Raw genomic sequence first — 26,261 nt, forward strand, 5'->3', positions numbered from 1 at the left:
CCGGCTATTGACCACAACCAAAGCCGGCCAGCCATCAGGCTGGCCGACTTTCGGCTGTGTCTACTCGAAGGGTTGGTCGATCACGGCCACCCGCCGCAACCCACACCGGGCACGCAACCCCCTCCGCCGCCGGGTCCGCCCCAGCCGGTGGGGCCGCCGGGGATCGTGCCGCTACCCCCGCCAGGACCACCACCACCGGTCGGGCCGCCGGGAATCTGGCCGCCGCCACCGCCGGGCCCACCGCCACCGGTCGGGCCACCGGGAATCTGACCACCGCCTCCGCCGGGCCCGCCACCGCCGGTCGGGCCACCAGGCTCGCCCGGTTCGCCCGGGTTTTCTGGTCCCGGCCCACCTGGGACCGGTTCGAGGGTGGTCTCGCTCGTGGTGGTGGTCGTCGTCGTGGTCGTGGTCGTGGTGGTGCTCGGCCCCTCTTCTTTGGTGCCGTTGCAGCCGGCTGCTACCAGCGCGACTGCACTGCCGAGCACTGCGATCGTCATCTTGCTGTGTGCCTTCATCAGAATCAGACTCCCCTCTGCTCTGGTCGTGCCTACCTGTACCCAGGACTGTCACAGCCGAAACCCCGGCAGCCGAAGTCAGTTCGCGTCGAGGACGCGTTCGCTTACGAAACCGCGGGGCCGTCCGGTGAACGGGTCGTCGAACTCCAGCCGGTGGGCCAGCAGTTGCAACGGCTGCGAGAAGTCATCGGGGGCAACATCGATGACCTGCGGATACAGCGGGTCTCCGTCGATCGGCAGACCGAGTGAGGCCAGGTGCACCCGCAACTGGTGGGTACGGCCAGTGCGGGGGGTGAGCCGGTAGCGGCCAGCGCCCAATGATTCGACCAGGGTCTCGGCGTTCGGTTCACCGAACTCTTCGCGAGCCTGCAGGCAGCCGCGCTCTTTGACGATCCGGCTGCGTACTAGCTGCGGGAACGCGACGGTCGGCTCGGCGGAGGACCGCGCCAGGTAGTGCTTGCGCACCGCGCCACGGGCGAACAGGGTCTGATAGGCCCCGCGCAGCTCTCGACGGGTGGTGAACAACAACACTCCGGCGGTGAGCCGGTCCAACCGGTGCGCCGGACTCAGCTCCGGCAGATCCAACTCGCGCCGCAGCCGTACCAACGCGGTCTGAGCCACATGGCTGCCGCGCGGCATGGTCGCCAGGAAGTGCGGCTTGTCGACCACCACCAGGTCCTGGTCGCGGTGCAGCACCGGGATGTCGAAGGGTACCGGGACCTCGTCGGGCAGGTCCCGATACAAGAACACGTGCGCCCCGGCCGGCAACGCCGTGGTGTCGTCGACCACCTCCCCGCCCGCGGTAACCACTTCGCCGGCAGCCACTTTCGCCGCAACAGCCGCACCGAACCGGGCACGCAGCTCGGCGGCGACCAGACCGCCGTGCAGGCGCAGCCGGGCCGGCCCCAGGCCGTCGCGGACCGGCAGCGGGGCGGGACGTCGGCGGGTCATCGCATTTTGAGGTCGAACGGCCGCACGCTGTCGGCGTCGCGGGCATAGGCGCGGTCGCGGATGGTCAGCAGTACTGTCGCCAGCGCGGCTGCGGTCAGGGTGCCGATCAGCACGCCCAACTTGACGTGTTGTTGGCGGACAGGATCACCGAAGGCGAGGTCGCCGATGAACAGTGCGACGGTGAACCCGATGCCACCGAGTAAGGCCAGAGCGACCACGTCGATCCACTTCAGCGAGGCATCGAGTTCGGCTCGGGTCAACACTGCGGTCAGCACCGCGGCGCCGGCGATGCCCACAGCTTTTCCGATGACCAGGCCGGCGGCAATCCCGATGGCGACGGGATCGTGCAGTGAGGCAGCCAATCCGTGGAGCCCACCAAAGGTCACACCGGCCGCGAAGAACGCGAACACCGGCACCGCGAGGCCGGCGGACAGCGGGCGAATGCGGTGTTCGAGGTCCTTGGCGTTCAGCCGGCGGCGCGCTGACGTGCCGCGCCTGCCCGCCTCCCGGACCGGAACGGTCAGGCCGAGCAGGACGCCGGCAATGGTGGCGTGCACACCGGATTCGTGGACTAGATACCAGGTGGCTGCGGCCAACACGAGCAGCACCGCAGCGTTGTCGAGACGCCTGGCCGCCACCGCGAACAACGCCAACGGGACGAGCGCGAGCGCAAGAGCGGCGAGGTTGAGGTCATCGGTGTAGAACACCGCGATCACGGTGACCGCCAACAGGTCGTCGACCACGGCCAAGGTGAGCAGGAAAGTGCGCAACGCCGAGGGCAGGTGTGAGGAGATCACGGCCAGTACGGCCAGCGCGAAAGCGATGTCGGTGGCGGTGGGAATGGCCCACCCGCGTAGCGCTCCACCCCCGGTGTGAGCGTTGACGGCGACGAATATCGCTGCGGGCATGACCATTCCGCCGATCGCGGCGACCACCGGAAGCGCTGCGCGACGCGGGTCACGCAGGTCGCCGGCAAGCACTTCGTACTTGAGCTCCAGCCCGACCACGAAGAAGAAGATCGCCAGCAGGCCGTCGGCGGCCCACGCCGACACCGAGAGATGCAGATCCCAGGCGCGGGGACCGAACGTGATGTCACCGAGCCGGTAATAGGCGGCCGACCACGGCGAATTGGCCCACGCGATCGCGAGGGTAGCCGCGACAAGCAGCAGCGCCCCGCCCACGGTCTCCTTGCGGAGCACGTCGGCGAGTCGACTGGCTTCGGCCGACGATCCGCGGCCGAAGAGCGGGGGGCGACCAGAGGTCAAGGGAGAGCCTTTGATTCGAGTGATGGAGCGCCAGAGGTCACGGGCCTGGCAGACGACAGTCGTTGCGGTTCAGTGCGGCGCCGGAGGGCAGCCGGCACGTATGCCGTGCGCATGGTTGCTCCGGAACGTCACGTTGCCGTTGGTGTTCCGAGGCCGTACGCCGCTGTCGGCCGGCCGCGCAATGGCACCCGTTCCGGTGCGGCCGGGCTGCGCGGACATGGTGCCCACCGTACCGGGGCCTACCGACATTCCGCCAGGTCAGCGCGGCCCGCCCGCGCTGGGCGCACAACGACACATCGGCCACAACCGTCGGGGGGCTGTGGCCGATGTGGCTTGGTGAGGCGGTATTGCTACCCGCTCAGCTGACGCCGAGCATCGCAAAGACGCCCAGATCATCCAGGAAGGCGGTCAGCGTGGTGGCATCGGTCACCGGGTCGGCGCCCGTGCCCAGCAGGGCGGTCAACAGGGCTCCCAGCGTCTCGTCGCCCAGGACGCCGCTGCCGTCCGGGTCGGCGAGCGTGCCGCCGACAACCATGCCGTCGACGAACTTGTCCCAGCCCGCGTCGAGCTGCTCGGGGGTGATTCCCAGCAGGCCGCCAATAGTGGCGTCTTGCATCCCGTTCTGGTCCAGCAGGCCGTTCAGCGTGGTGGTGCCGTCGATCCCCATCAGGACGTCGAGCAGCTGCGCCACGGTCATCTCCGGCGAGAAGTCGGTGAACGGGATGTTCAGCAGGCCGGCGAACTCGCCGAGACCGAAGTAGCCCAGCAGCGTACCGAGTTCCGTGGCGGCGCCGTCGCCACCGATGAAGCCGCCGATCAACGTGTCGATCGGGATCGAGCCCAGTGGAGCCCCGCCGAAATCGACATCGTTGAGCAGGGCCGTGATGTCGGTGGAAAGCATGCCCAAGGTAGCGGCGTCCAGGGTCATGCCGTCCGGGTTCAGCGCGGCCAGCAGGGCCGCCAGGCTCGACGTGGTGGAGATGTTGTCACCGAATATCCCCAAGACCTGACCCATGTTGCCGAAGTCGAGGGCGTTCAGCAGGCTCTGCAGGCTCTCACTGAACGTCGGGAAGGCGGCGGTCAGCATGACCTCGTGTTGCACCGACGCGGTAAGGCCGGCGGCAATCGTCGGAGCGACAGCCGTACCGCCCAGCAGAGCCGTACCGGCAAAAACAGTTCCGGCCACTAGGGCGCCGGCTTTGACCACAAAGCCGCGCGCCCCTATCGGTGCGGCAACAGTGGAACAAGTAGACATGAATAGGTCCCCCTTCTGGGATCGAACATTAAGACGATGCGATTCCCACATCGCCATTAACTTATTATGGGCTCAGGCTTGTGTCAACGGTTTCACTGGCCGTTTCTCTAGAACCAGCAACGCATGCTCACAGTAAATTTCCAGTTCATCCGCTTAGCGGCCCGCCATGGGCAACGACCACGGGTGATGCCGCGGAGACCGGAGACCTTCCCAACAGCAGCAAGAAGCTCAGGCTTTTCTCGGCATTTTCATCCGGGCCGATCGCGCCACACAACCAGCCAATGCCTAACCGGCATTAACATCCTGCCGTAACAGTCAATCAGTATGAAATTTACGGGGTAAAAATACTTGAGCTATTTTGCGACATGGAGCGAAATGCGCACGGGGCGCTATATTTCGCCCCAGCAAATTAACAGGTGCGTTTATCGCGCATCGATTCCAGGCAAAAAGCCACGCCCGGTCCGCGGGGACAGACCGAGCGTGGCGAGAAGGGCGGGGCCGCTACGGGGCCAGCAGACCGAAGGCTTCCAAGAAGTCGGTGACCAGCGTGTCGCCGGTGATCGCCAGGGTGCTGCCGTCGGGCAGGAAGCTGGCCAGGAAGGTGCCCAGGCTCTGCTCACCCCATGTTTCGCCGGAGGGGTCGAGCAGCGTCCCGCCGAACGGCAGGCCGTCGAGGTACTTGTCCCAGGTCTGGGCGGGGTTCAGGGTGAACAGCAGCGCCAGGGTGGCGTTGTCCATGGTGGTGCTGTTGGTGGAGCTGACGGGCAGGATGTGCAGATATTCGCCCAGCGTGTAGGCGCTACCGGCCACCACCGTGGTCGAGCCGAGACCCGAGTACGCGTGTTGGGTGACGTCGGCGGTGGGAACAGTCAGTATCGCGCTCAACCAGTCGACCAGCGAGCTGTTGACCGTCAGATCGGGATGGCTGGTGATGTTGAGAAGTGCGCCGCAGGCCAAAGTGCAGTTCTCCACGTTCAGGTTTTCCAGGCCCAGCGCGTTGATCATGCTCGCGAACTGACCGAGCAGCGTTCCCAGGCCCACCGCGGTGGCCAGATCGGTCAGCGAATGCGTACCGGCGCCGTCGCCCAGAACGACATCCACCAGCTCACCGAGGTCCACGTTGCCGATCGGCACGCCGTCCACCAGGAACAGGCTGCCGGTGCCCAGCAACGACTGCACGGCGGCGTTCGAGCTGTAGAGCGGCTCGGTGAGCGAGATCCCGAAGATGTCGGCGATGCCCGCCAGGGTGGTGGCATCGGGGTTGAAGGCGGCCAGCAGCGCCGAGACGTCCGAACTGACACTCAGCGGCGTGGTGGTCCCGGGCACATCGCCCAGCGCAGCCAGCACCTGGTTGAGGTCCCCCAGCGACATCGTGTCCAGCAGGGACTGCAGGCTCTGCGTGAACGTCGGATAGGCCGTCAACACCACATCGTGCTGCGCCGACGCGGTCTGCGGGCTCGAGAGCCGCGGCCCGAGTGCACCGGCACCGAGCAGGCCCGCCCCGGCGACGACGACAGAAGCGACTAGCGCACCGCCCCTTACGGACAGCTCACGCGAGCGCCACCCCCCGATCCCACCCGACATGAGCCGCCCCTTCCCCACGCCCGGATCCCCATGTGATCCAGCCCATGGGCAGAAACTAACCCCGCCAGAAATGTGTGTCAAACACATGTGAATGCTGATATCAGCCTAAATGATCGGAAAGATTCCCTGAATCATACCCGCAGTAATGAAGTCCTGTTCAGGTAAGCGGAATCGGCTCCAGTATTTCGGCCCGTGCCTCGGGGGCGCTGACTCGCAGCGCATCCGCCGATGCGTCGTCGGGCTGCTCCTGCGAGAGGATCTCGGCTTCCACCCGTGCGGTGTAGTTGGCCACCTCGCGGTCGACGCAAGCGTCGTCCCAGCCGAGCACCGCCGCCATCACCTCGGCGACCTCGCGCGCACAGTTCACCCCGCGGTGGGCGTACTCGATGGAGATCCGGGTCCGCCGGGCCAGCACGTCCTCCAGATGCAGAGCGCCCTCCGCGACGGCCGCATAGGCCACTTCCACTTTCAGGTAAGTGGGCGCCTCGGCGATCGGGTCCAGCAGATCCGGCTGACCGTCGGCCACCGCCAGCACGTCGTGGATCAGCGAGCCGTAACGGTCCAGCAGATGCCGCACTCGATACGGGTGCAGGCCCTGGTGGGCGCCCACATGCTCGGCCTGGTTGATCAGCGCGAAGTAGCCATCGGCGCCCAACAGCGGAACCTTCTCGGTGATCGAGGGCGCCACCCGCGTCGGGATGTACTCGGCAGCGGCGTCGATCGCGTCGGCGGCCATCACCCGGTAGGTGGTGTACTTGCCGCCGGCGATGGCCACCAGCCCCGGCGAGGGAACGGCCACCGCATGCTCGCGCGACAGCTTCGAGGTGTCGTCGTTCTCCCCCGCCAGCAGCGGCCGCAGTCCGGCGTACACACCCTCGATGTCGGCATGGGTCAGTGGCGTGGCCAGCGCGGTGTTGACGTTGGTCAGGATGTAGTCGATGTCGGCCTTGGTGGCCGCGGGATGGGCCAGGTCCAGATTCCAGTCGGTGTCGGTGGTGCCGATGATCCAGTGGGTGCCCCACGGAATGACGAACAGCACCGACTTCTCGGTCCGCAGAATGATCGCCGCTTCCGACACGATCCGGTCCCGCGGCACCACGATGTGCACGCCCTTGGAGGCCCGGACGTGGAACCGGCCACGCTGGCGCGAGAGCGCCTGGATCTCATCGGTCCACACCCCGGTGGCGTTGACCACGACGTGTCCACGGACCTCGGTGACTGCGCCGTCCTCGGAGTCGCGGACCCGCACCCCGGTCACCCGGTCGCCTTCGCGCAGCAGCGCGACGACTTGGCTGGAGGTGCGGATGACCGCCCCGTAGTGCGCCGCGGTGCGCGCGACGGTCAGGGTGTGGCGGGCGTCGTCGACGACGGTGTCGTAGTAGCGGATGCCGCCGATCAAGGCGCTGCGCTTGAGTCCCGGGCACAGCCGCAGGGCTCCGGCGCGAGTCAGATGCCTTTGCGCGGGAACCGATTTCGCGCCGCCCAATTGGTCGTATAGGAAGATCCCGCTGGCCACGTACGGCCGCTCCCACCAACGCCGGGTCAGGGGATACAGAAACGGCAGTGGCTTGACCAGGTGTGGCGCCAGGGTGGTCAGCGACAGCTCGCGTTCGTGCAGCGCCTCGCGCACCAGCCCGAACTCCAGCTGCTCGAGGTAGCGCAGGCCACCGTGGAACATCTTGGAGCTTCGGCTCGACGTCCCGGCGGCGAAGTCACGCGCCTCCACCAGTGCCACCTTGAGCCCGCGAGTGGCGGCGTCGAGCGCACAGCCGGCGCCCACCACCCCGGCGCCGATCACCACTACGTCGAACTGCTCACTGCCCAGTCGTTCCCAGGCACGTGCTCGTTGGTCCGGTCCCAGCGTGCTCACGTGTGCCAGGCTACGTGGCCGCCCGCCCAAACACGCTGTGACGCTCGCTTCAGCACCACGGCTCAGTCGAGGTCGTCGTGCGTCATCAGCCGGCGGGCCGCTTCGGTGAGCGAGCCCGACAGCGACGGGTACACCGCCAGCGTCTGCGCCAAGTCGGCGACGGTGATCCGGTTCTGCACCGCCAGCGCGATCGGCAGGATCAGCTCCGAGGCGATCGGGGCCACCACCACCCCGCCGATCACCGTGCCGGTGGCCGGCCGGCAGAACAGCTTGAGGAACCCGTAGCGCATCCGGCTCATCTTGGCCCGCGCGTTGGTCTGCAACGGCAGCATGACGGTGCGGGCGGGCACCGTGCCGTCGTCGATCTGGGACTGCGGCACCCCCACCGCGGCGATCTCGGGGCGGGTGAACACCGCGGCGGCCACCGTGCGCAGCCGGATCGGGGCCACCGCATCGCCCAGCGCGTGATACATCGCGATCCGGCCCTGCATGGCCGCGACGGAAGCCAGCGGCAGCAGTCCGGTGCAGTCACCGGCGGCGTAGATGCCGGGCACCGACGTGCGCGACACCCGGTCCACCTGTAGGTAGTTACCCGGTCCGAGCTCGATCCCGACCCGCTCCAGGCCCAGTCCGGAGGTGTTGGGCACCGACCCGACCGTCATCAGCGCATGGCTTGCCGCCACGGTGCGGCCGTCGGTCATGGTGACCAGCACGCCGTCGCCGGAGCGGGTCACCGAGGCGGCCCGGGCGTTCTTGACCAGCGTGACGCCGCGTTCGGCGAACACACTCTCCAGCACCCGCGCCGCGTCGGGATCCTCGTGCGGCAGCACCCGGTCACGGCTGGCCACCACGGTCACCTTGACCCCGAGTTCGGTATAGGCGTTGGCGAACTCCGCGCCGGTGACCCCGGAACCCACCACCACCAAGTGTTCGGGCAGCGTGTGCAGGTCATAGAGCTGGCGCCAGGTCAGAATCCGTTCGCCGTCCGGCTCCGCACCGGACACGGTGCGCGGGCTGGCGCCGGTGGCGATCAACACCACGTCGGCGTCGAGCACCCGTTGCGCACCGTCGTGCTCGGTGACCCGCACTCGGTGATGCGCCAGGCCGGGTTCGGGGTCGATCAGCTCCCCGTGGCCGGCGATGACCTCGACGCCGGAGTTGAGCAGCTGGGTGCGGATATCGGCGGACTGCGCCGCAGCCAGGGATTTCACTCGCTCGTGGATCTTGTCCAGCTCGATCTCGGCATCGGTGAAGTGGATGTCGAAACCCAGGTGCGGGGCGCGTCGCAGCTCGGTGCGGACCCCGGACGAGGCGATGAACGTCTTGGACGGCACGCAGTCCCACAACACGCAGGCGCCGCCGAGGCCGTCGGCGTCGACCACCGTCACCGTTACCGCTTCGGGGCCCTTGGCCGCCGCCACCAGCGCCGCCTCGTAGCCGGCCGGGCCACCGCCGACGATCACGATGCGCGTCGAGGGAGAAGTCACAGCGACTAACCTATCCGCAGCGCTGCGTTTAAGATTTCTGCCGTGCCGCTCTACGCCGCCTACGGGTCGAACATGCATCCCGAACAGATGCTGCAGCGGGCTCCGCACTCCCCGATGACCGGCACCGGCTGGTTGCACGGCTGGCGCCTGACGTTCGCCGGTGAGGACATCGGCTGGGAGGGCGCCCTGGCGACCGTGGTCGAGGACCCGGACTCGAGTGTTTTCGTCGTCCTCTACGACGTGACTCCCGAGGACGAGAAGAACATGGACAGCTGGGAAGGCTCGGAGTTCGGGATCCACAAGAAGATCCGCCTCCGAGTGGACCGAGTGGACGGGATCACCTCGGACCCGGTCGACAGCGAGCCCGCGCCGGTGTTGGCGTGGCTGTATGTCGTTGACGCCTGGGAGCGCGGACTACCGTCGGCGAGATACTTGGGCGTGGTGGCCGAGGCCGCCCAGATCGCAGGTGCCCCAGACGAATACGTGCGAAACCTGCGGACCCGCCCGGCCCGCAACATCGGCCCCGGCTCCTAGCCCCCCCTCTCCATCTGGCGCCCCCGCCATTTGGCGCCCCCGCTATTTGGCGCGAGTGTGCGTGTTTGCACGGCGACACGCCGCCGGCGGTTGTACAACTACGCCCCCTCGCGGAAGGGCGGCCCGGTCAGGCGGCAGCGCGCCATAGCTGAGTTTCGATACGGCGGACGGTCTCCCACGGCCGGCGTCGAACATCATCGGCGATGATCGAGACCACCACCCAGCCCATCTCCTGCAACGCGGCGCGCCGCTGACGTTCGTAGACGAACGCGTCCGGCCCCTCATGCCAGAAGACGCCGTCGTATTCGACCGCCACCCGCTGCCCCGGCCAGGCAAAGTCGACTCGCCAGACCCGGTGATCGCGATCCACGATCTGATGCTGCAGGACCGGGGTCGGCAGGCCGCCGTCGACGATCATCAGCCGCGATTCGCTCTCCATGGCAGACTCGGCCAGCGGATCGGCGAGCGGAAGCAGCTCGCGCACGGCCACGATGCCGCGCCGGCCCGCCTGGCGGATCGCGGCACGTTGCAGCATGCGGCGGGTACAGGTTCCGCTGCGCAGCGCGGCATCTAATGTTGCCAACGCCCTTGGGCGACGAAGCGCGCGAGCCACCTCGATCGCCGTCCACTCCGGAGTGGTCGCCGGTCGGCCCGCGACTTCGCTCAACGGGGCACCCGCACGCCGGTGCACCACCAGGCCGTCGGCCGACCGCAGTTGCTGGTCCGGTGGGTTGAGCACATGCAGGTCGACGGGCTCCTCGGTGTCAAAGCCGTATGCGGCGGCCGCGGTCCCCAGACAGACCGCAACAGGGGTGCCTGTCGCCAGGTCCAGCCCACGTAACCGGAGCTCGGTCGTGATTTGTCCGTAGCCGTAGATTCCGTACCAAATCTTTTGCAGAGAGCCGTGTTTCAGCTCCGCGTCAAATCCGCGGCGGGTCAGGAAGGTCAGCGCCTGGGCGGACGTAACCACGCCGCCCTGGCGATCGAGTAGTTGGTGCAATCGTTGATCCATGCGGCCGATCGTCGACGCCGGGAGCGAAAGCCGGTTCCCTCATTCGGCCCGGCCGGCCCCAACTGTGGACAACGGCCGGACTGTGCAATTTTCGGGACCCACGAGGGTGCATCGTTGTACGCAACCTGCGGCGTGTCGGCGTGCAAACACGCACCCTCGCGCCTGAAGGGGCGCGCCCGAAGGGGGCTAGAGCAGATCGGTCTGGTCGACGACGCCGGCCATCACCCGCACGCCGACGGCCAGCGCCCGCTCGTCGAGATCGAACGTGGGCTGGTGCAGATCCAGTTGCGGCCCGCTGCCCGGCCACACGCCGAGCCGGCCCATGGCACCGGGCACCTGCTCCAGATACCAGGAGAAGTCCTCCCCGCCACCGGACTGCTGGGTCTCGGCCAGCACCTCGGGCCCGATGGCCTCGATCGCGTGGGTCAGCATCCGCGTCGACACCGCTTCGTTGACCACCGGCGGTACTCCGCGGTGATAGTTCAGCGTGTGCTCGATATTCAGCGGCTCCAGCAGGGAGGCCACCGCCTCCTCGACGATGCCCTCCATCGCCACCCAAGTGTCCCGGCTGGCCGTGCGCACCGTTCCGGCCAGGCGCCCCGACTGCGGTATGGCATTGGCTGCGGCGCCGGAATTCACTGCACCCCAGACCATCACCGTGCTGTTACGCGGGTCGATGCGCCGGGACAACACTCCCGGCAGCCCGGTGATCAGCGTGCCCAGCCCGTAGACCAGGTCGGCGGTCAGGTGCGGTCGCGAGGTGTGTCCGCCGGGACCGCTGACGGTGATCTCGATGGTGTCGGCCGCCGAGGTGATCGGCCCAGGAATGGTGGCCACCCGGCCGACCTCCAGCCGTGGATCGCAGTGCAGCGCGAAAATCCGGCTGACCCCGCTCAACACGCCCGCGGCGATCGCGTCAATCGCGCCACCGGGCATCAGTTCTTCCGCGGCCTGGAACACCAGCCGCACACCGACCGGCAATTCTGGCGCCGAAGCCAGCGCCAGCGCCGCACCCAACAGGATCGCGGTATGCGCGTCGTGGCCGCAGGCGTGCGTCACCCCCGGCACCAGCGAGGCGTACGGCGCCCCGGTCTGTTCGGTCATCGGCAACGCGTCGATATCGGCCCGCAATGCGACGCGCGGCCCATCCTCCGGACCGAAGTCGCAGGTCAGACCGGTTCCGCTGGGCAGCACCTTGGGGTTGAGTCCGGCGCTGGCGAGGCGTTCGGCGATGAACTGAGTGGTGGCGAACTCTTGGCGACTCAGCTCCGGGTGCCGGTGTAGATGCCGTCGCCACGCCACCAATTCCTCGGCATGGGCCGCCAGCCAGGCTTCGACGGCGTGCGACACGGGAGTTGGAGACATTCAGGCAGTATCCCATCGCGGCGCGCTATTAAACTCAGTGGCCGTGACGGTACCGCTGGCAACTCAGGCGGCCGCGGTCGTAGCCCGGCGCACCGGCGTGCAGACGCATGACGTGGCGGTCGTGCTCGGTTCCGGTTGGGCGCCCGCGGTGGCAGCCCTCGGCACCGCGACTGCGACCCTGCCGATGGCCGACCTGCCCGGGTTCAGCACGCCGACCGCGGCGGGCCACACCGGCGAGCTGGTGTCCATGCAGATCGGCACCCACCGGGTACTGGTGCTGGTCGGCCGGATCCACGCTTATGAGGGCCATCAACTCGTCGACGTCGTCCGCCCGGTACGCACGGCCGTCGCGGCCGGGGCCAACACCGTGGTGCTGACCAACGCGGCCGGCGGCCTGCGGGCCAGTTACCACGTCGGCCAACCGGTGCTGATCAGCGACCACCTGAACATGACCGGGCGCTCCCCCCTGGAGGGCGCGCACTTCGTCGACATGGTCGATGCCTACACCCCGTCGCTGCGCGCGCTGGCCCACCAAGTCGATCCCACCCTCGCCGAGGGCGTCTATGCCGGGATGGCCGGCCCCCAGTACGAGACCCCCGCCGAAATCCGGATGCTGCGCACCCTGGGCGCTGACCTGGTGGGCATGTCGACGGTGCACGAGGCGATCGCCGCCCGGGCGGCCGGGGCCCAGGTCCTGGGCCTGTCGCTGGTGACGAACCTGGCGGCCGGCATCACCGGTGAGCCGCTCAGCCACGCCGAGGTGCTGGCCGCGGGTCGGGAGTCGGCGGCCCGCATGGGCGCGCTGCTGGCCGACGTCATCGCCCTGCTGCCGGCGCCTTCAGGTCAGTAGCTCACACCCGAACTGTGCCGCATCCGCGGCCACATGGTTGCCCAGCTGCCCACCGGCTGCTCGCACAGGTAGATCTTCGCGGCGCTCTCCCCGTTGCGCACCCCGGCGGGGAACCGGATCGACGTCAGGTAGGTGACGTGCCGCCAGTACTGGGTCAACTTCACCACCGGGAATCGCCCGACGCACAGCACGGTGTCGGCGCTGCCGGCCGGCGGTCCCCACTGGGCGTAACTGCTGTCGCCGCTGACCACCGGACGGTTGATGCCGGCGGCCGGCCCGAGGATGCGCAGCGCCGAGGCTTCGCCGTAGTTGCTGGTGAAGATCGGCACGTCGTCGGGCAGGGGAGCCGCGGCAGCCGCCACATCCTCGACGAATCGCGGCCATCCGTAGGTCTCCATCGGGATCGGATTGACCTTGCGCAATGTGGTGGCGTTCGCCGGCGGCAGCACCGGCAGGCAGAACACCACCGCGCCGGCGAACAGCGCGACCAGCGCAATCGCCCAGCCTCGCGGCGGCCGGTCACGATCCTGGGACTCAATACGCACTGCCCCGGCGGCGAACAGCGCCGCGAGCGCCGGCCCGGCGTAGTAGCAGCGACCGCCGGTGACGATGCACAGCACCAATGCCACCACCGGCACCACCAGGACCCAGCGGTACTTCCGGGCCTCGTCGGAAGCCAGCCAGTGGGCCCCGATCGCCCACAGCAGCACCAGCAGCGGGCCCGCGTACAACAGCAGCAGCAGTGGCAGCTGGGTCAGCGACCCCGCCGGGCCGCCCATCCGCACCGACATCGCGTGGGCGAACGTCAGACTCGGCCAACCATTCCCGGCCTGCCAGATCAGGTTGGGGACCGCCAAGGCCACCGCCACGGCGCCGGCCAGCCAGGGTCCGGCCGTGCGCAGCGCGTCGCGGCGGAACATCGCCAGGCCGACGCCGATACCGATGAGCAACAACGCGACGGTCTGCTTGGTTTCCAGCCCGATACCGGCCACCACGCCGGCCGGCAGCCAGGCCGGCACCGTTCCGATCCGCAACGCCCGAGTCACCAGCAGCAACACCGCGATCCAGATCAGCTGGTCGACGACGGTGGTGCCGAAAAACATCGCCGCACCCATGAACAGCGGGCTGGCCGCGACGGCGGCCGCCGTGATGACCTGGGCAATGCGCCGCCCGCCGAATTCGGCGGCCAGCAGGGCCGCCAACACGATGCAGCCCAGGTGAACCGCGATGGCCAACAAGCGGAGCCCCAACAAGCCACCCAGGGCGGCAACCCGGGCCAGCAGCGGCACCAGCGGAGGATGGTCGAAGTATCCCCAGGCGGGGTGTTGGCCGCAGATCACGTAGTAGAACTCGTCGGGATGCCAGCCGTAGTTCAGGGCGAAGGCGCCGTGGACGGCCGCCGCCACGGCAACCACGATGGCTACCGGCGCGAGCGTTCGCCGACTCACCGACGGGGCAGTTGAACGACTCACCAGCGAGGATGTCGAACCAGCCACCGGCACTCCATTGTCATGTTGGGCACAAACCCCGGGCATCGTAGCAAGTAGTTGACACATGTCGAGTTACCGCTTGCCACAATCAACGGGTGACCCCCCAGGAGTGGATCGCCCACGACCCCGACCCGGTGACCGCCGCGGAGCTCCGCGCCTGCAGCCCGGGCGAGCTGGCCGCCCGGTTCGCCGCACCGTTGCGGTTCGGCACCGCCGGGCTGCGCGGGCCGGTACGAGGCGGACCGGACGCGATGAATCTGGCTGTAGTGCTGCGGGCCAGCTGGGCGGTGGCCCGGGTGTTGTCCGCGCATCGGCGCAGCGGCTCGACGGTGGTAGTCGGCGGCGACGCACGTCACGGCTCGGCGGAGTTCGCGGCCGCGACAGCCGAAGTGCTTGCTGCGGCCGGATTCTCGGTATTGGTTCTCCCCCAGCCGTGTCCGACGCCGGTGGTGGCGTTCGCGGTGCGCCACACCGGCGCCGCGGCCGGCGTCCAGATCACCGCCTCACACAACCCGGCCGCAGACAACGGCTACAAGGTGTACTTCGACGGCGGCGTGCAGATCGTTTCGCCGACCGACACCGAGATCGAGGCGGCTATGGCCGACGCCCCTCCGGCCGACGCAATTGCCCGCCGCCCCGTTACGCCGGCCGGAGACGAGCTGCTCACGCGCTACATCGGGCGGGCCGCCATGGTACGACGGCACGGCGGTCGGGTTCGGGTGGCGCTGACGCCGCTGCACGGCGTGGGCGGCAAGGTGGCGGTCGAGGTCCTACGCGCCGCGGGGATTGCCGATATCCATACGGTGGCAGCCCAGTTCGATCCGGATCCGGATTTTCCCACGGTGGCGTTCCCCAACCCGGAAGAGCCGGGGGCCACCGACGCGCTGCTGAAGCTGGCCGCCGAGGTCGACGCCGACGTCGCGATCGCGTTGGACCCCGACGCCGACCGGTGCGCGGTCGGCATCTGCGGCCCGCACGGCTGGCGGATGCTGACCGGCAACGAAACCGGTTGGCTGTTGGGCGATTACCTGTTGTCACGGCTGCCGGCGGGCCGGGCGGCCGGCAGTGTGGTGGCCAGCAGCGTGGTGTCGTCGCGGATGCTGGTGCGGATCGCGCAGCGCTACGGCGCCCGCCATGTGGAGACGTTGACCGGGTTCAAGTGGCTGGCACGCGCCGATAACGGTCTGCCGGGCGCCACTTTGGCTTACGCCTACGAGGAGGCGATCGGCTACTGCGTCGACCCGGAAGCGGTGCGCGACAAAGACGGCATCAGCGCCGCGGTGCTGGTCTGCGATCTGGTCGCGGCGTTGCGGGATCGGGGCAGCTCGATTCCCGAAGCCCTCGACGTGCTGGCCCGTCGGCACGGAATGCACGTCACCGACGCGGTGTCGCGCCGGGTCGCCAGCCCCGCCGAGGCGGCCGCGGTGATGGCCCGGCTACGTACAGATCCACCGGGTGCGCTGGCCGGATTCTCCGTCACCGCAAACGATCTGCTGCACCGCAGCGGACCGGTGACCGACGCGCTGGAGTTCACCGGCGAGCGCGACGGTAGCTCGGTGCGGGTGGTGGTGCGACCGTCAGGGACCGAGCCGAAGCTCAAGTGCTATCTCGAGGTAGCTCGGCCGCCGTCGGATGACCTTGCCGGGGACCGCGCCGAGGCGCAGCGGGTGTGTGGGGCCCTCGCCGACGCGGTCCGTTCCTGGTAGCACCCATTCGCCCCATTCGTTACCAGCCGCCGCACCCGACTCGGCTGCCACCAGCTCGACAGGGCGTGATGATTGCCCGCCGGTTACGGGTGTGACGGTGGGGATCTCAGCGCGGCCCGAACTGCCGGTCGCCGGCATCGCCGAGGCCCGGAACGATAAAGGCGTCCTCGTTCAGTCCGTCGTCAACGGTGGCGGTGAACAGCCGCACCCCCGGAGCCGCTTGGGCCAGCGCCGCAACGCCTTCCGGTGCCGCCACCACGCACAGCACGGTGATGTCGGTTGCGCCGCGGTCGATCAGCAGTCCCAGGGTGTGCACCAGCGAGCCGCCGGTGGCCAACATCGGGTCGAGGACCATGACCGGTGTGGTGCTCAGGTCCGTCGGCAGCGATGCCAGATAGGGCACCGGTTGGTGGGTCGCCTCGTCGCGCGCCACGCCGACGAACCCGACGTCGGCCTCGGGGATCAGGGCGTGCGCCGCGTCCACCATGCCCAGCCCGGCGCGCAGCACCGGCACCAGCAGCGGCGGCCGCGCCAGCCGCGCCCCGCCGGTGTCGGTCAGCGGGGTGCGCACGGAGATGTGCTCGCGGGGCGCGTCACGGGTGGCTTCGTAGACCAGCATCCAGGTCAGCTCGCGCAGCGCCGACCGGAACGCTGCGTTGTCGCTGCGCACGTCGCGCAGCGCGGTCAACCGCGCCGCGGCCAACGGGTGGTCGACGACGCACACATCCACGCCTGGGACCCTACGGGTCATGCGCCGAGGAAGTTGAGGATCTCGAAGACCACCGCGCCCATCTCCAGCATCGGCGCCAGCGAGATCAACGGCTCGCCGTTGAACACCGCGTCGGGGCCCAGCCAGTCGGCGACGTTCAGCGTCACCGCCAGCTCGTTCCAGGCGTCCAGGAGATGGGCGTCCACGGCGTTGGTGAGGTGGTAGCCGGTCAGCAGCACGTCGACGAACGAATCCGACAGCGGGGACAGCCCGGCGAAACCCAACAGGTCATTGACCGGATCCACGAAGCTGTGCACCGCGGCGTACTGCAGGCCGGCCAGCATCTGCAGCGGGTCCATTCGCAATACGAAACCGGCCACATCGGAGCCGTCGGCCAGCTGACCGCCGGCGGTAACGGCCCAGGGCCCGACGGCATCGGTGCCGTTGATCCCGACGAAGGGGTCACCCGGGTTGCCGTAGCCCCAGTCGATGACCAGTTTCAGCATCGGCGCCAGCGCATCCCCGATGAGCTTGCCGACGTCACCGAGCTGGTAGATCGGCCACAGGATCGGCAACTGCTGGGGAATCAGATAAAAGTCGGTGTCCCCGATCCTGCCGAGATCGATGGTCTCGGCCAGGTTGTCGAAGTCGACGTAGGAGAAATGCACGGTCGCCGTACCGATCAGCGCATTGATCATGGCCAGCAGGTTGGCGGGATCCTGCGGGAAGTTGGCCAAGCCGTCGTACTCGCCGGTGTAGATGTCGGTGTCGAAGCCGCTGGTCGGCGTCGGCCCGATGCTCAACGGGATGCCCAAGAACGGCAGGGTGATCGGCTGATCGCTCAACACCGGATAGGCGGGGAAGCGGGTCAACACGCCGCCGAGCGGGTTGCTGGGATTGCCGATCAGCACGAAGTTCAGGTTGTCCGGGTCGTAGTCGCCGCCCGGTGCGTTGGCGAGCAGGTCGATCATCAACTGGGTGGAGACAGTGGCGCTCTGCGAGTAGCCGAACACCGTGACGTTGTCGCCATTCTCCAGTTGCGGTACCACCGCGGCCTGCAGGATCTCGGTGCCGCGGGCTATCGATTGGGCGAAGGTCAGATAGGGGTTCGGTGGGGGCAAGCACACCAGCGGGCAGAACTGGTTAGGGGTGACCAGACCGGCGAAATCGTAGCCGGGAAACGTCGGCTGCCCCGGAAACCACGGCGTGGCCGGCTGAAGGAACAGGTCCAACACTGCGTCCATGTAGCCGCCGACCGTGGGGTCGGGAATGCTGGTCGGCCCCATGATCCAGCCTTCGTTGCCCAGCAGGGCCACGTCGCGCCGATCTGCCGCCCGGGGTCCCGGAGCCCCTGGCCCGCAGGTCACCGAGAGCACCGACGCCGCCACGAGCAGTGCTGCCCCCAGCGAGCGCCGGTGCTGCATCGATCTACGCGTCGAGCAGGTTGATCAAGCTGAAGCCCACCCCGACCAGGTCCAGCAGCGGCTGAGCGGAGATCAGCGGGGCACCGTTGAAGATGGCGTCCGGGCCCAGCACGTCGAGCAGGTCCCACTGGGTGGCCAGGTCCTGCCATCCGGTGAGCAGGGCCTGGTCCAGGCCGAGCGTCAGGTTGTAGCCCGACAGCAGCGTGTCGACGAACGAGTCCGACAGCGGGCCCTGCCCGGCGAAGTCCAGCAGGTTGTTGATGGTGTTGGTCAGGCTCTGCACGCCGGCGTATTGCAGGCCGGCCAGCATCTGCAGCGGGTCCATCCGCAGCAGGAACCCGGCGGCGCCGGTGTCCTCCGACAGCTGTCCGGTCGCGGTGACCGCCCAAGCGCCGGCCGCGCCGATCGGGTCGACACCGTTCACCGTGATTCCGGCATCCGGGGCTCCGGGGTTGCCGTAGGACCAGTCGATGAAGGTCTTCAGGAGGGGCGCCAGCGCGTCGGCGGCGAATTTGCCGATGTCGCCGAGCCCGTAGAGCGGGCCGAGGATCGGCAGCTGCTCGGGCAGCATGAAGTAGTTGGTGTTGCCGATCGAGCCCAGGTCGATGGCGTTGGCGAGGTTGTCGGTGAAGTAGGCGTTGTGCACCGCCCCGATCCCCATGATCGCGTTGATCACCGCCAGCAGGTTGGTGGGGTCCTGCGGGAACACCGCCCAGCCGTCGTATTCGGTGCTGTAGACGTCGGTCGCGAACGGGACGGTCGGGGTCGAGTCGATGCCCACCGGGATGTTCAGGAACGGGATGTGCTGCATGTTGCCGTCGAAGCCATCGGCGAAGTGCAACCGGGACAGCATGCCGCCGATCGGGCTGTTGGGGGCACCGATCAGCACGAAGTGCAGGTTGTCCGGGTCGTAGTCGCCGCCCGGCGCGTTGGCGAGCAGGCTGTGCATCGCCAGGGTGGCGATGACGGAGCTCTGCGAGTAGCCGAACACCGTGACTTCCTCACCGGCCTCCAGCTGCGGGCGGATCGCACCTTCGAGATTGGCGACGCCCTCCGCCAGCGAGTCCCCGAAGTTCAGCTGCGGGACCGGCAGCGGCTGGCAGACGATCGGGCAGAACTGCTCGGGGGTGACCAGGCCGTTCAGCGCGTAGCCCGAGTAGGTCGTCTGCCCGGTGAACCACGGTGTGACGGGCTGCAGGTAGAAGTCGCGCACCAGGTCCACGTAGATGCCGACCGCCGGGTCGGCCTGGCCGGTGCCGCTCATGATCCAGGCCTGACCGGCGAGCAGCGTGACGTCGGCGAGCATCTTCTCGATGCGGGACGCCAGCGCCGGACTCAGCAGTGATGACACGCCCAGGAGAACGGCGCACAGTGCGGCCAACAACGCCGCCCCAAAAGGATGCACTCGCTTAATCGTCATCGCAGACCTCCCGGGCCGGATCGAATATGTCCTCGGCGATCAATTTCCCCCACCTGACAAGATCACATTAATCTATTAGGTGGATTTCAGCGTTGACCTTCATTGAGAAAACGCGTGTTGTCAAATCGATGACAATCGACCTGGCTTTTGCTCCAGGCGGGTCGGTCTACGCGCCGAAGAAGTTAAAGAGGCTGAAACCAAGACCGATCAGATCCAGCAGCCCGTCGCCGGGCAGCCCGGGCCCGCTCAGCAGGGCGTCGGGGCCCAGCACGTCGCTCAGGTCCAACGCAGCGGCCAGGTCGCTCCACCCGTTGATCAGGAACTGGTCGATGGAGTTGATCAGGTCGTAGCCGGTGATGGTCTGCAGGAAGTCGGTGATCCCGGTGATGGTGCTGATGTCCGTGGCGCTGAGGGCACCGCCGTTGGCGGCAGCCGCGACGTCGGCCCACGGGCCGACGAGGCTCTGGATCAGTGCATTCTGGACACCGGCCAGCATCTGCAGCGGGTCCATCCGCTCGAACAGGCCCATCACGCTGGAGCCGTCGTACAGCTCACCGGTCGGTGTCATCGCCCACGGCCCGCCGGCCACCCCGAACGCCTGCTGGTAGGCGCTGCCGCTGATGAAGTCACCGGCCGGGATCTGGTAAAGCCCGTTGACGGCCGGGTCGCCGGCATTGCCGTAGCCCCAGTCGATGACCAGCCTGGCCCACGGTGAGAAGAAGTCGCCGAAGAACTGCCCAGCAGTCCCCCCGTTGAACATGAACTGCAGGATCGGCAGGTTCTGCGGAATCATGTAGAAGTTCGCGTCGCCGATCGTGCCGACGTTGATGGCGCTGGCCAACTGCCCTGCGGTGTAGTCCGGGTAGTACGGGTGCACGGTGAGGATGCCGATGAGCGCGTTGATGACGGCCAGGATGTTGGTCGGGTCCTGCGGGAAGTTGGCCCAGCCGTCGTACTCACCGGTGTAGATGTCCGAGGCGATGTGGTCGGTCGGGGTGGCGTCCAGGCTGAGCGGAATGTTGACGAACGGCAGGTGTTGGTCATCGGGGAATTGGAAGCGGTCGAGGATCCCACCGATCGGATTGTTCGGGTCACCGATCAGCACGACGTGCATGTTGCCCAGCTGATCCAGGGTCGGGTAACCGGCGGTCCCGGCGTTGGCGATCAGATTGTTCATCTCGATGGTCGCGATGGCGGCGCTCTGCGAGTAACCGAACACCGCCACGTTGTCGCCGGCCAGCAGCTGCGGCAGGATCCCCTGATTCAGCAAGCCCACACCGGCGTTCAGGGACTGTCCGAAGTTGAGCGCCGGCTGTCCGGGGATGCACACGAATGGGCAGAACTGCTCCGGGGTGGTCAGGCCGCCGAAGGTGTAGCCGGGAAACGTCGGCTGGCCGGGGAAAAGCGGCGACGACGGCTGCAGGTAACCGGCGAGGATCTGCCCCAGGTAGGGGCCGACACTGGGATCGGGCACACCGGTGCCGCTCATGATCCAGCCGTGGTCGGCCAGCAGCCGCAACCGGATCGCCAGCTGGTCCACGCTGTAAGCCACCGCCGAGGACAACGCCGATGTCAGGCCCAGTACCGCGGCGCACAGCACCGCCAGCAGCATGGCGCCCGCTGGGCGCAACCGACCAGTCGTCATGGCGACCTCCCCCGGCCCCGGTTTTCGAACAGCAGCGACGCTAGCCATCCGGCGGAAGCCGCCAACCCGATCACCGCAAAATTCAGGGTTCTCTCATCCGCGATGCGAGCCGACGCGCCGCCAATCCCGGCGCAATCCCGCCTTCAGGCCTCGCGGGCTGCATCGTTATTCTGTGCGCCATGGCAGCTGACCTCGTACCGATCCGCCTCGCGGTGACCGATGGTGACCGTTACACCCTGTGGGCGCCGAGCTGGCGCGACTCCGGTGACGAGTGGCAGGCGTTCCTGGGCAGGGACGAAGACCTCTACGGGTTCGCCACCGTGGCCGACCTGGTGGCATTCGTACGGGTCAACGCCAACAACGACCTGGCCGATCACCCGAGCTGGCCGCAGCTTGTCCAGGCCAACGCCCACAAGCTGGACCCGGGCCGGGGCAGGCAGTATGACCTGATCGCGGTCGAAGAACTGCTGACCGAGAAGCCGACCAAGCAGTCCGTCCAGTCGCTGGCCCAGGCGATGGAGATCGTCTCGGCGATCGGATCGGTGTGCGACCTTCCGGCGGTGACCAAGTTCTTCAACGGCAACCCCAACCTGGGGTGGCTGGCCGGCGGCGTCGACAACTTCGCCGGTCGGGCCGGCCGCAAGCGCTGGGAGACGATCGCCGAGATCATCGGCCGCAACTGGGGCGGGGTGTTGGCCGCCGTTGAAGAGATCATCAGCACGCCCGACGTCGACGCCGCCGCGGCCTCGCGGGCGGCCGATGAGCTGGCCGCAGACGCCCCGGCCGAACCGGAGCCGGCCGAGGACATCGAAGACACCGACGAGCAGGACGGCGACGACGAATCGGCCGCCGCGGCGACCGAGCGGGCCTCGGGCGACCGGGTGGTGCTTGGCGGCGACGCGAACTTCTGGACCAAGGTGGGCATCGACCCGATTCGGGTCATCACCGACAACGGGACGTTCTTCACGCTGCGCTGCTATCTCGGGGACCAGCCGGTGTTCCTGGGCCGCAACGGCCGGATCAGCGTGTTCGGGTCCGAGCGCGCTCTGGCCCGGTACCTGGCCGACGAGCACGACCACGACCTGTCGGATCTGAGCACCTACGACGACATCCGGACCGCCGCCACCGACGGTTCTCTGACGATCGACATCACCGATGACAATGTCTACGTGCTCTCCGGGATGTCCGACGACATCACCGACGGGCCGGACGCGGTGGACCGCGAGCAGCTCGATCTGGCGGTCGAATTCCTGCAGGATGTGGGCACCTACGCCGAGGACGGCGTGGTCGCCGACACCCTCAAGCCGGACCGTCCGCTGGGCCGCATGGTCAGCTACGTGCTCGACCGGGAATCGGTGAACGAACCGCAACGCCCGTACGCGCCCGCCGTCAAGGAATGGGAACAGCTCGAACAGTTCGTGCAGTCGCGACTGCGGCGCGAATAACGATTTTCCGCCCGGTTGCGCCCGCCGCGACGTGCGCGGTACTGCGGAAATTCACTGGAAATGCGGCAATCATTTGCCTCATTTCACTGCCGAGTGGTCATATTCACGACTAACATCTGGCCCGATAACACTCGGGCCGAGCCGTGCGGTTTGCGGGGGCCTTCCAATTCGAAAGGACTACACATGCGCAAGGCAACACAGCGGGCCGCAGCAGTATCCGCAGCAGTTTTGGGAGTCGCGCTGATCGGCACGGGTTGCAATGGCACCGCCAAGGAGAAGACCAGCGAAGCCCTCAGCTCGGCCAGCTCGGTTGCGTCCTCGGCCAGCTCGGTGATCTCGTCCGCGGTCAACACCCCCTCCGAGGACGAGAGCGCCGCCAGCTCCACCGTGATCACCGGGGCCGACGGCAAGGAGTACACCGTCGCCGGACCGATCCTGGCCAAGCTCGACTCGCTGGACGCGACCGCCAAGCAGGATCTGGGCGAGCCCACCGGCGCCGAGCAGAAGAACCCTGACGGCGGCACCTACCAGCAGTTCGACGGTGGCGTGATCGTTCACACCACCCGGTCCTACGTGGTGTGGGGCAAGATCCGCGACAAGTGGAACGAGCTGGGCGGTTCGCAGGGCAAGCTCGGCTACCCGACCAGCGACGAGACCACCAACGCTGACGGGTCCAAGCAGACCACCTTCGAGCACGGCATCATCACCTGGAAGCAGGGCGACGCCGAGGCCACGGTCACCGAGCACTGATTCGGAGGGTCGAAGGCCGGGCAATCGCCACCGCGATTGTCCGGCCTTCGTCAGTTTTGCTCGCGGTGTGAATCAGTCGATCAGTACCGCATACTGCGGCTTGATCACTTCTTCGATGATCTGCACCCGCTGGTCGAACGGGATGAACGCCGACTTCATCGCGTTCACCGTGAATCGCTGCAGATCGGCCCAGCCATACCCGAAGGTCTCGGCCAGCACCCACATCTCCCTGCTCATGGTGGTGTCGCTCATCAGCCGGTTGTCGGTGTTGATCGTCACCCGCAGCCGGGCGCGGGCCAGCAGATCGAACGGGTGCTCGGCGATGCTGTCGACCGCGCCGGTCTGCACATTGGAGCTCGGGCACAGCTCCAAGGGGACCCGCTTGTCGCGCAGGATCGCCGCCAGCCGCCCCAACCGCACGCTGCCGTCGTCGTCGACGGTGATGTCGTCGGTGATCCGCACCCCGTGCCCCAGCCGGTCGGCACCGCAGAATGCGATCGCCTCGTGGATGGAGGGCAACCCGAATGCCTCGCCGGCGTGGATGGTGAACCGGGCGTTGTGGTCACGCATGTACTCGAACGCATCCAGGTGCCGGCTCGGCGGATAGCCGGCCTCGGCGCCGGCGATATCGAACCCGACCACGCCCTGGTCCCGGAACCGGATGGCCAGCTCGGCGATCTCCCGGGACAGCGCGGCGTGGCGCATCGCGGTCACCAGGCAGCGCACCGTGATCTCCCGGCCGGCGGCCGCGGCGTCGCGCTCGCCGTCGGCGAAACCGGCCAGCACCGCATCGGTCACCTCGTCGAACGACAGCCCGCCCTCGATGTGCAGTTCGGGGGCGAACCGCACCTCGGCATAGACGACGGCGTCGGCGGCCAGATCCTCGACGCATTCTCGGGCCACGCGGTGCAGCGCCTCGGGGGTCTGCATCACGGCCACGGTGTGGCTGAAAGGTTCGAGATAGCGCTCCAGCGAGCCGCTGTGCGAGCGAGTTCGGAACCAGGTCGCCAGCTCGTCGGGGTCGGTCTCCGGAAGCCCGTCGTAGCCGACCTGCCCGGCGATGTCGACGACGGTGGCCGGGCGCAGGCCGCCATCCAGGTGATCGTGTAGCAGCGCCTTGGGGACCTGCCCGATGGTCTCCAGGCTCACCGGTGTGCTCATGACTTCATCATGGCGTCGCCTCGATGATCAGGGGACGCGGCTGCGGCGGTGTGTCGCCGACGCGGTAGCCGCCGTCGAGCTCGGCCAACGCGGCGGCGAGCCGCTCGGAGGTATCGGTGTACAGCGTGAACAAGGTTTCGCCGGCCGCCACCGGGTCGCCCGGCCGGCGGTGAATCCGCACCCCCGCCCCGTGCTGCACCCGCTCCCCCGGCCTGGACCGGCCCGCGCCGAGCCGCCACGCCGCCAGGGCCACCGCCATCGCGTCGATGGCCCCCATGACGCCGCCCCGATCAGCAGTCACGGTCTCGCTGCACGCCCCCACCGGCAGTGGCGCGTCCAGATCCCCGCCCTGGGCGGCGACCATCGCGGCGAATCGGTCCATCGCGCTGCCGTCCCGCAGGGCCTGCGCCGGGTCGACACCGTCGATTCCGGCCAGCTCCAGCATCTCTTCGGCCAGCCGCACCGTCAGCGCCACCACATCGGCCGGGCCGCCGCCGGCCAGCACTTCGAGGGCTTCGGCCACCTCGATCGCGTTGCCGACCGTGCACCCCAGCGGCACGCTCATGTCGGTGAGCAGGGCACGGGTCGGCACACCGTGCACCGCACCCAGCCCGACCATCATCTGGGCTAGTTCCCGGGCCTGCTCAGCGGACCGCATGAACGCGCCCGACCCGACCTTGACGTCCAAGATCAGGGCTCCGGTGCCCTCGGCGAGCTTTTTGCTCATCACCGAGCTGGCGATCAGCGGCAGCGATTCCACGGTGGCGGTGACGTCACGCAACGCGTAGATCTTGGCGTCGGCGGGTGCCAGAGCGCCGGCAGCGAAGATCGCCGCGCCGACGGCGGCCAGTTGCTCACGCAGCCGCGCGGTGGACAGCGCCACATCGAAGCCCGGTATCGCCTCCAGCTTGTCCAAGGTGCCACCGGTGTGCCCCAAGCCACGACCCGACGCGCTCGGTACCGCAGCTCCGCAGGCGGCAACGACGGCAACCAGCGGCAGGGTGATCTTGTCGCCCACCCCGCCGGTGGAGTGCTTGTCCACCGTCTTGAGGGGCTTGCCGCCGCGGCTCAGGTCGGTGAAGTCCATCCGTTCCCCCGAGGCGATCATCGCCGTGGTCCACCGGACGGTTTCGGCCGCATCCATCCCGCGCAGGTAGATCGCCATCAGCAGCGCCGACATCTGCTCTTCGGCGACCACGCCCGCGGTGTAGGCGTCGATCAGCCAGTCGATCCCGGCATCGGGCAGCCGATGGCCGTCACGCTTGGTGGCGATCAGCGTCGGGGCGTCAAAGTAGGCCGGCACGCTCATGGCAGCGCGTCGGGTCCGAAGGCCTCCGGCAGCAGTTCGGCCAACGACCGTGCCCCCGCCGGGTGGTCGATGAGCAGTGCGGAACCACCGTGTTCCAGCAGCACCTGGCGGCAGCGACCGCACGGCATCAGCAGGGTCCCGTCGGAATTGCTGCAGGAGAGCGCCACCAGCCGCCCGCCACCGGCCGCGTAGAGCCCGCAGACCACCGCGCACTCGGCACACAGGCCCAGCCCATATGAGACATTCTCCACATTGCAGCCGGTGACCACCCGGCCGTCATCGGTCAGTCCGGCCGCACCGACCCGCAGGCCCGAGTACGGCGCGTAGGCGTTAGCTGAAACCTTGATTGCGTTGCGCCGCAACATATCCCAGTCGATTTGGTGGGACATTCAACAGGTCTCCTGTCGATCTGAGCGCACCACATCACCTCGTCCGTCCGTCGGCAACGATCAAAAATCAGCGTAGCCGCAGGCTCTGGCTACTCGTCAGTAACTTTTGCGTGGTCGTTTCGGAC

General features: G+C 68.1%; 22 protein-coding genes. 5 read left to right on the forward strand and 17 right to left on the reverse strand.

From position 1 onward, the window contains the following. Window positions 1-80: 80 nt before the first annotated feature. From ACJH5R_RS16980 to ACJH5R_RS17010, 7 genes are all read right to left on the reverse strand, one after another. Window positions 81-515 carry a hypothetical protein gene (locus ACJH5R_RS16980; RefSeq protein WP_406758024.1) on the reverse strand — a complete coding sequence of 145 codons (435 nt, stop codon included), beginning with the start codon at window positions 513-515 and terminating at the stop codon, window positions 81-83. A gap of 78 nt (window positions 516-593) precedes the next feature. Further along, window positions 594-1,466: a pseudouridine synthase gene (locus ACJH5R_RS16985; RefSeq protein WP_406758023.1), complete on the reverse strand. Its 873-nt coding sequence runs from the start codon at window positions 1,464-1,466 to the stop codon at window positions 594-596. Next, window positions 1,463-2,731, reverse strand: coding sequence for a Na+/H+ antiporter NhaA (gene nhaA, locus ACJH5R_RS16990; protein WP_406758022.1), 1,269 nt, complete (start codon window positions 2,729-2,731; stop codon window positions 1,463-1,465). The genes ACJH5R_RS16985 and nhaA overlap by 4 nt, the downstream gene beginning before the upstream one ends. Window positions 2,732-3,089: 358 nt before the next feature. Further along, window positions 3,090-3,917 (reverse strand): hypothetical protein, encoded by an 828-nt coding sequence (locus tag ACJH5R_RS16995; RefSeq protein ID WP_406758021.1) that lies wholly within the window; start codon window positions 3,915-3,917, stop codon window positions 3,090-3,092. 570 nt (window positions 3,918-4,487) lie between these two features. Next, window positions 4,488-5,570 carry a hypothetical protein gene (locus ACJH5R_RS17000; RefSeq protein WP_406758020.1) on the reverse strand — a complete coding sequence of 361 codons (1,083 nt, stop codon included), beginning with the start codon at window positions 5,568-5,570 and terminating at the stop codon, window positions 4,488-4,490. A gap of 157 nt (window positions 5,571-5,727) precedes the next feature. Then, window positions 5,728-7,440 (reverse strand): glycerol-3-phosphate dehydrogenase/oxidase, encoded by a 1,713-nt coding sequence (locus ACJH5R_RS17005; protein ID WP_406782418.1) that lies wholly within the window; start codon window positions 7,438-7,440, stop codon window positions 5,728-5,730. A 62-nt stretch (window positions 7,441-7,502) separates the two neighbouring features. Continuing rightward, the gene (locus tag ACJH5R_RS17010; RefSeq protein ID WP_406782419.1) at window positions 7,503-8,927 is read right to left on the reverse strand and encodes an NAD(P)H-quinone dehydrogenase; all 1,425 of its coding nucleotides are present in this window, start codon (window positions 8,925-8,927) and stop codon (window positions 7,503-7,505) included. A 42-nt stretch (window positions 8,928-8,969) separates the two neighbouring features. On the opposite strand from ACJH5R_RS17010, the gene ACJH5R_RS17015 reads away from it, so the two are divergent. Next, window positions 8,970-9,461, forward strand: a complete 492-nt coding sequence (locus ACJH5R_RS17015; protein ID WP_406758017.1) for a gamma-glutamylcyclotransferase — start codon at window positions 8,970-8,972, stop codon at window positions 9,459-9,461. A 127-nt stretch (window positions 9,462-9,588) separates the two neighbouring features. Here the strand turns inward: ACJH5R_RS17015 and ACJH5R_RS17020 are convergent, their stop codons facing one another. Both ACJH5R_RS17020 and ACJH5R_RS17025 read right to left on the reverse strand, forming a co-directional pair. Further along, on the reverse strand, window positions 9,589-10,473 hold the full coding sequence (locus tag ACJH5R_RS17020) for a hypothetical protein (protein ID WP_406782420.1): 885 nt from the start codon (window positions 10,471-10,473) through the stop codon (window positions 9,589-9,591). 186 nt (window positions 10,474-10,659) lie between these two features. Continuing rightward, window positions 10,660-11,838, reverse strand: a complete 1,179-nt coding sequence (locus ACJH5R_RS17025; RefSeq protein ID WP_406782421.1) for a M20 family metallopeptidase — start codon at window positions 11,836-11,838, stop codon at window positions 10,660-10,662. Window positions 11,839-11,875: 37 nt separating this feature from the next. On the opposite strand from ACJH5R_RS17025, the gene ACJH5R_RS17030 reads away from it, so the two are divergent. Further along, window positions 11,876-12,688 (forward strand): purine-nucleoside phosphorylase, encoded by an 813-nt coding sequence (locus ACJH5R_RS17030; RefSeq protein WP_406782422.1) that lies wholly within the window; start codon window positions 11,876-11,878, stop codon window positions 12,686-12,688. On the opposite strand, the gene ACJH5R_RS17035 is transcribed toward ACJH5R_RS17030, so the two are convergent. Beyond that, window positions 12,682-14,160, reverse strand: a complete 1,479-nt coding sequence (locus tag ACJH5R_RS17035; RefSeq protein WP_406782423.1) for a glycosyltransferase family 39 protein — start codon at window positions 14,158-14,160, stop codon at window positions 12,682-12,684. The genes ACJH5R_RS17030 and ACJH5R_RS17035 overlap by 7 nt on opposite strands. A gap of 113 nt (window positions 14,161-14,273) precedes the next feature. Here ACJH5R_RS17035 and ACJH5R_RS17040 point away from each other — a divergent pair, with 113 nt between their 5' ends. Next, window positions 14,274-15,884, forward strand: a complete 1,611-nt coding sequence (locus ACJH5R_RS17040; RefSeq protein WP_406782424.1) for a phospho-sugar mutase — start codon at window positions 14,274-14,276, stop codon at window positions 15,882-15,884. A 106-nt stretch (window positions 15,885-15,990) separates the two neighbouring features. On the opposite strand, the gene upp is transcribed toward ACJH5R_RS17040, so the two are convergent. The 4 genes from upp to ACJH5R_RS17060 form a co-directional block, all read right to left on the reverse strand. Beyond that, window positions 15,991-16,614 (reverse strand): uracil phosphoribosyltransferase, encoded by a 624-nt coding sequence (gene upp, locus ACJH5R_RS17045; RefSeq protein WP_406758012.1) that lies wholly within the window; start codon window positions 16,612-16,614, stop codon window positions 15,991-15,993. 17 nt (window positions 16,615-16,631) lie between these two features. Continuing rightward, window positions 16,632-18,017, reverse strand: a complete 1,386-nt coding sequence (locus ACJH5R_RS17050; protein ID WP_406782425.1) for a PE-PPE domain-containing protein — start codon at window positions 18,015-18,017, stop codon at window positions 16,632-16,634. A 4-nt stretch (window positions 18,018-18,021) separates the two neighbouring features. Next, window positions 18,022-19,437 carry a PE-PPE domain-containing protein gene (locus tag ACJH5R_RS17055; RefSeq protein WP_406782426.1) on the reverse strand — a complete coding sequence of 472 codons (1,416 nt, stop codon included), beginning with the start codon at window positions 19,435-19,437 and terminating at the stop codon, window positions 18,022-18,024. A 166-nt stretch (window positions 19,438-19,603) separates the two neighbouring features. Then, complete coding sequence (locus ACJH5R_RS17060) at window positions 19,604-21,082, reverse strand: PE-PPE domain-containing protein (protein ID WP_406782427.1); 1,479 nt, start codon at window positions 21,080-21,082, stop codon at window positions 19,604-19,606. Window positions 21,083-21,261: 179 nt separating this feature from the next. On the opposite strand from ACJH5R_RS17060, the gene ACJH5R_RS17065 reads away from it, so the two are divergent. After that, on the forward strand, window positions 21,262-22,527 hold the full coding sequence (locus ACJH5R_RS17065; protein WP_406782428.1) for a primosomal protein: 1,266 nt from the start codon (window positions 21,262-21,264) through the stop codon (window positions 22,525-22,527). A gap of 183 nt (window positions 22,528-22,710) precedes the next feature. Continuing rightward, a complete protein-coding gene (locus ACJH5R_RS17070) occupies window positions 22,711-23,277 on the forward strand; it encodes an LGFP repeat-containing protein (protein WP_406758007.1) in 567 nt (188 codons plus the stop codon). A gap of 72 nt (window positions 23,278-23,349) precedes the next feature. Here ACJH5R_RS17070 and ACJH5R_RS17075 read toward each other — a convergent pair whose 3' ends face one another. The 3 genes from ACJH5R_RS17075 to ACJH5R_RS17085 are packed head-to-tail and all read right to left on the reverse strand — an operon-like array spanning window position 23,350 to window position 26,136. Continuing rightward, window positions 23,350-24,438 (reverse strand): adenosine deaminase, encoded by a 1,089-nt coding sequence (locus ACJH5R_RS17075; RefSeq protein WP_406782429.1) that lies wholly within the window; start codon window positions 24,436-24,438, stop codon window positions 23,350-23,352. 7 nt (window positions 24,439-24,445) lie between these two features. Next, window positions 24,446-25,747, reverse strand: a complete 1,302-nt coding sequence (locus tag ACJH5R_RS17080; protein ID WP_406782430.1) for a thymidine phosphorylase — start codon at window positions 25,745-25,747, stop codon at window positions 24,446-24,448. Then, window positions 25,744-26,136, reverse strand: a complete 393-nt coding sequence (locus ACJH5R_RS17085) for a cytidine deaminase (RefSeq protein ID WP_406782431.1) — start codon at window positions 26,134-26,136, stop codon at window positions 25,744-25,746. The genes ACJH5R_RS17080 and ACJH5R_RS17085 overlap by 4 nt, the downstream gene beginning before the upstream one ends. Window positions 26,137-26,261 lie beyond the last annotated feature (125 nt).

Origin of the sequence: Mycobacterium sp. SMC-19, from assembly GCF_045310815.1 — a bacterium.
Lineage (GTDB): Bacteria > Actinomycetota > Actinomycetes > Mycobacteriales > Mycobacteriaceae > Mycobacterium.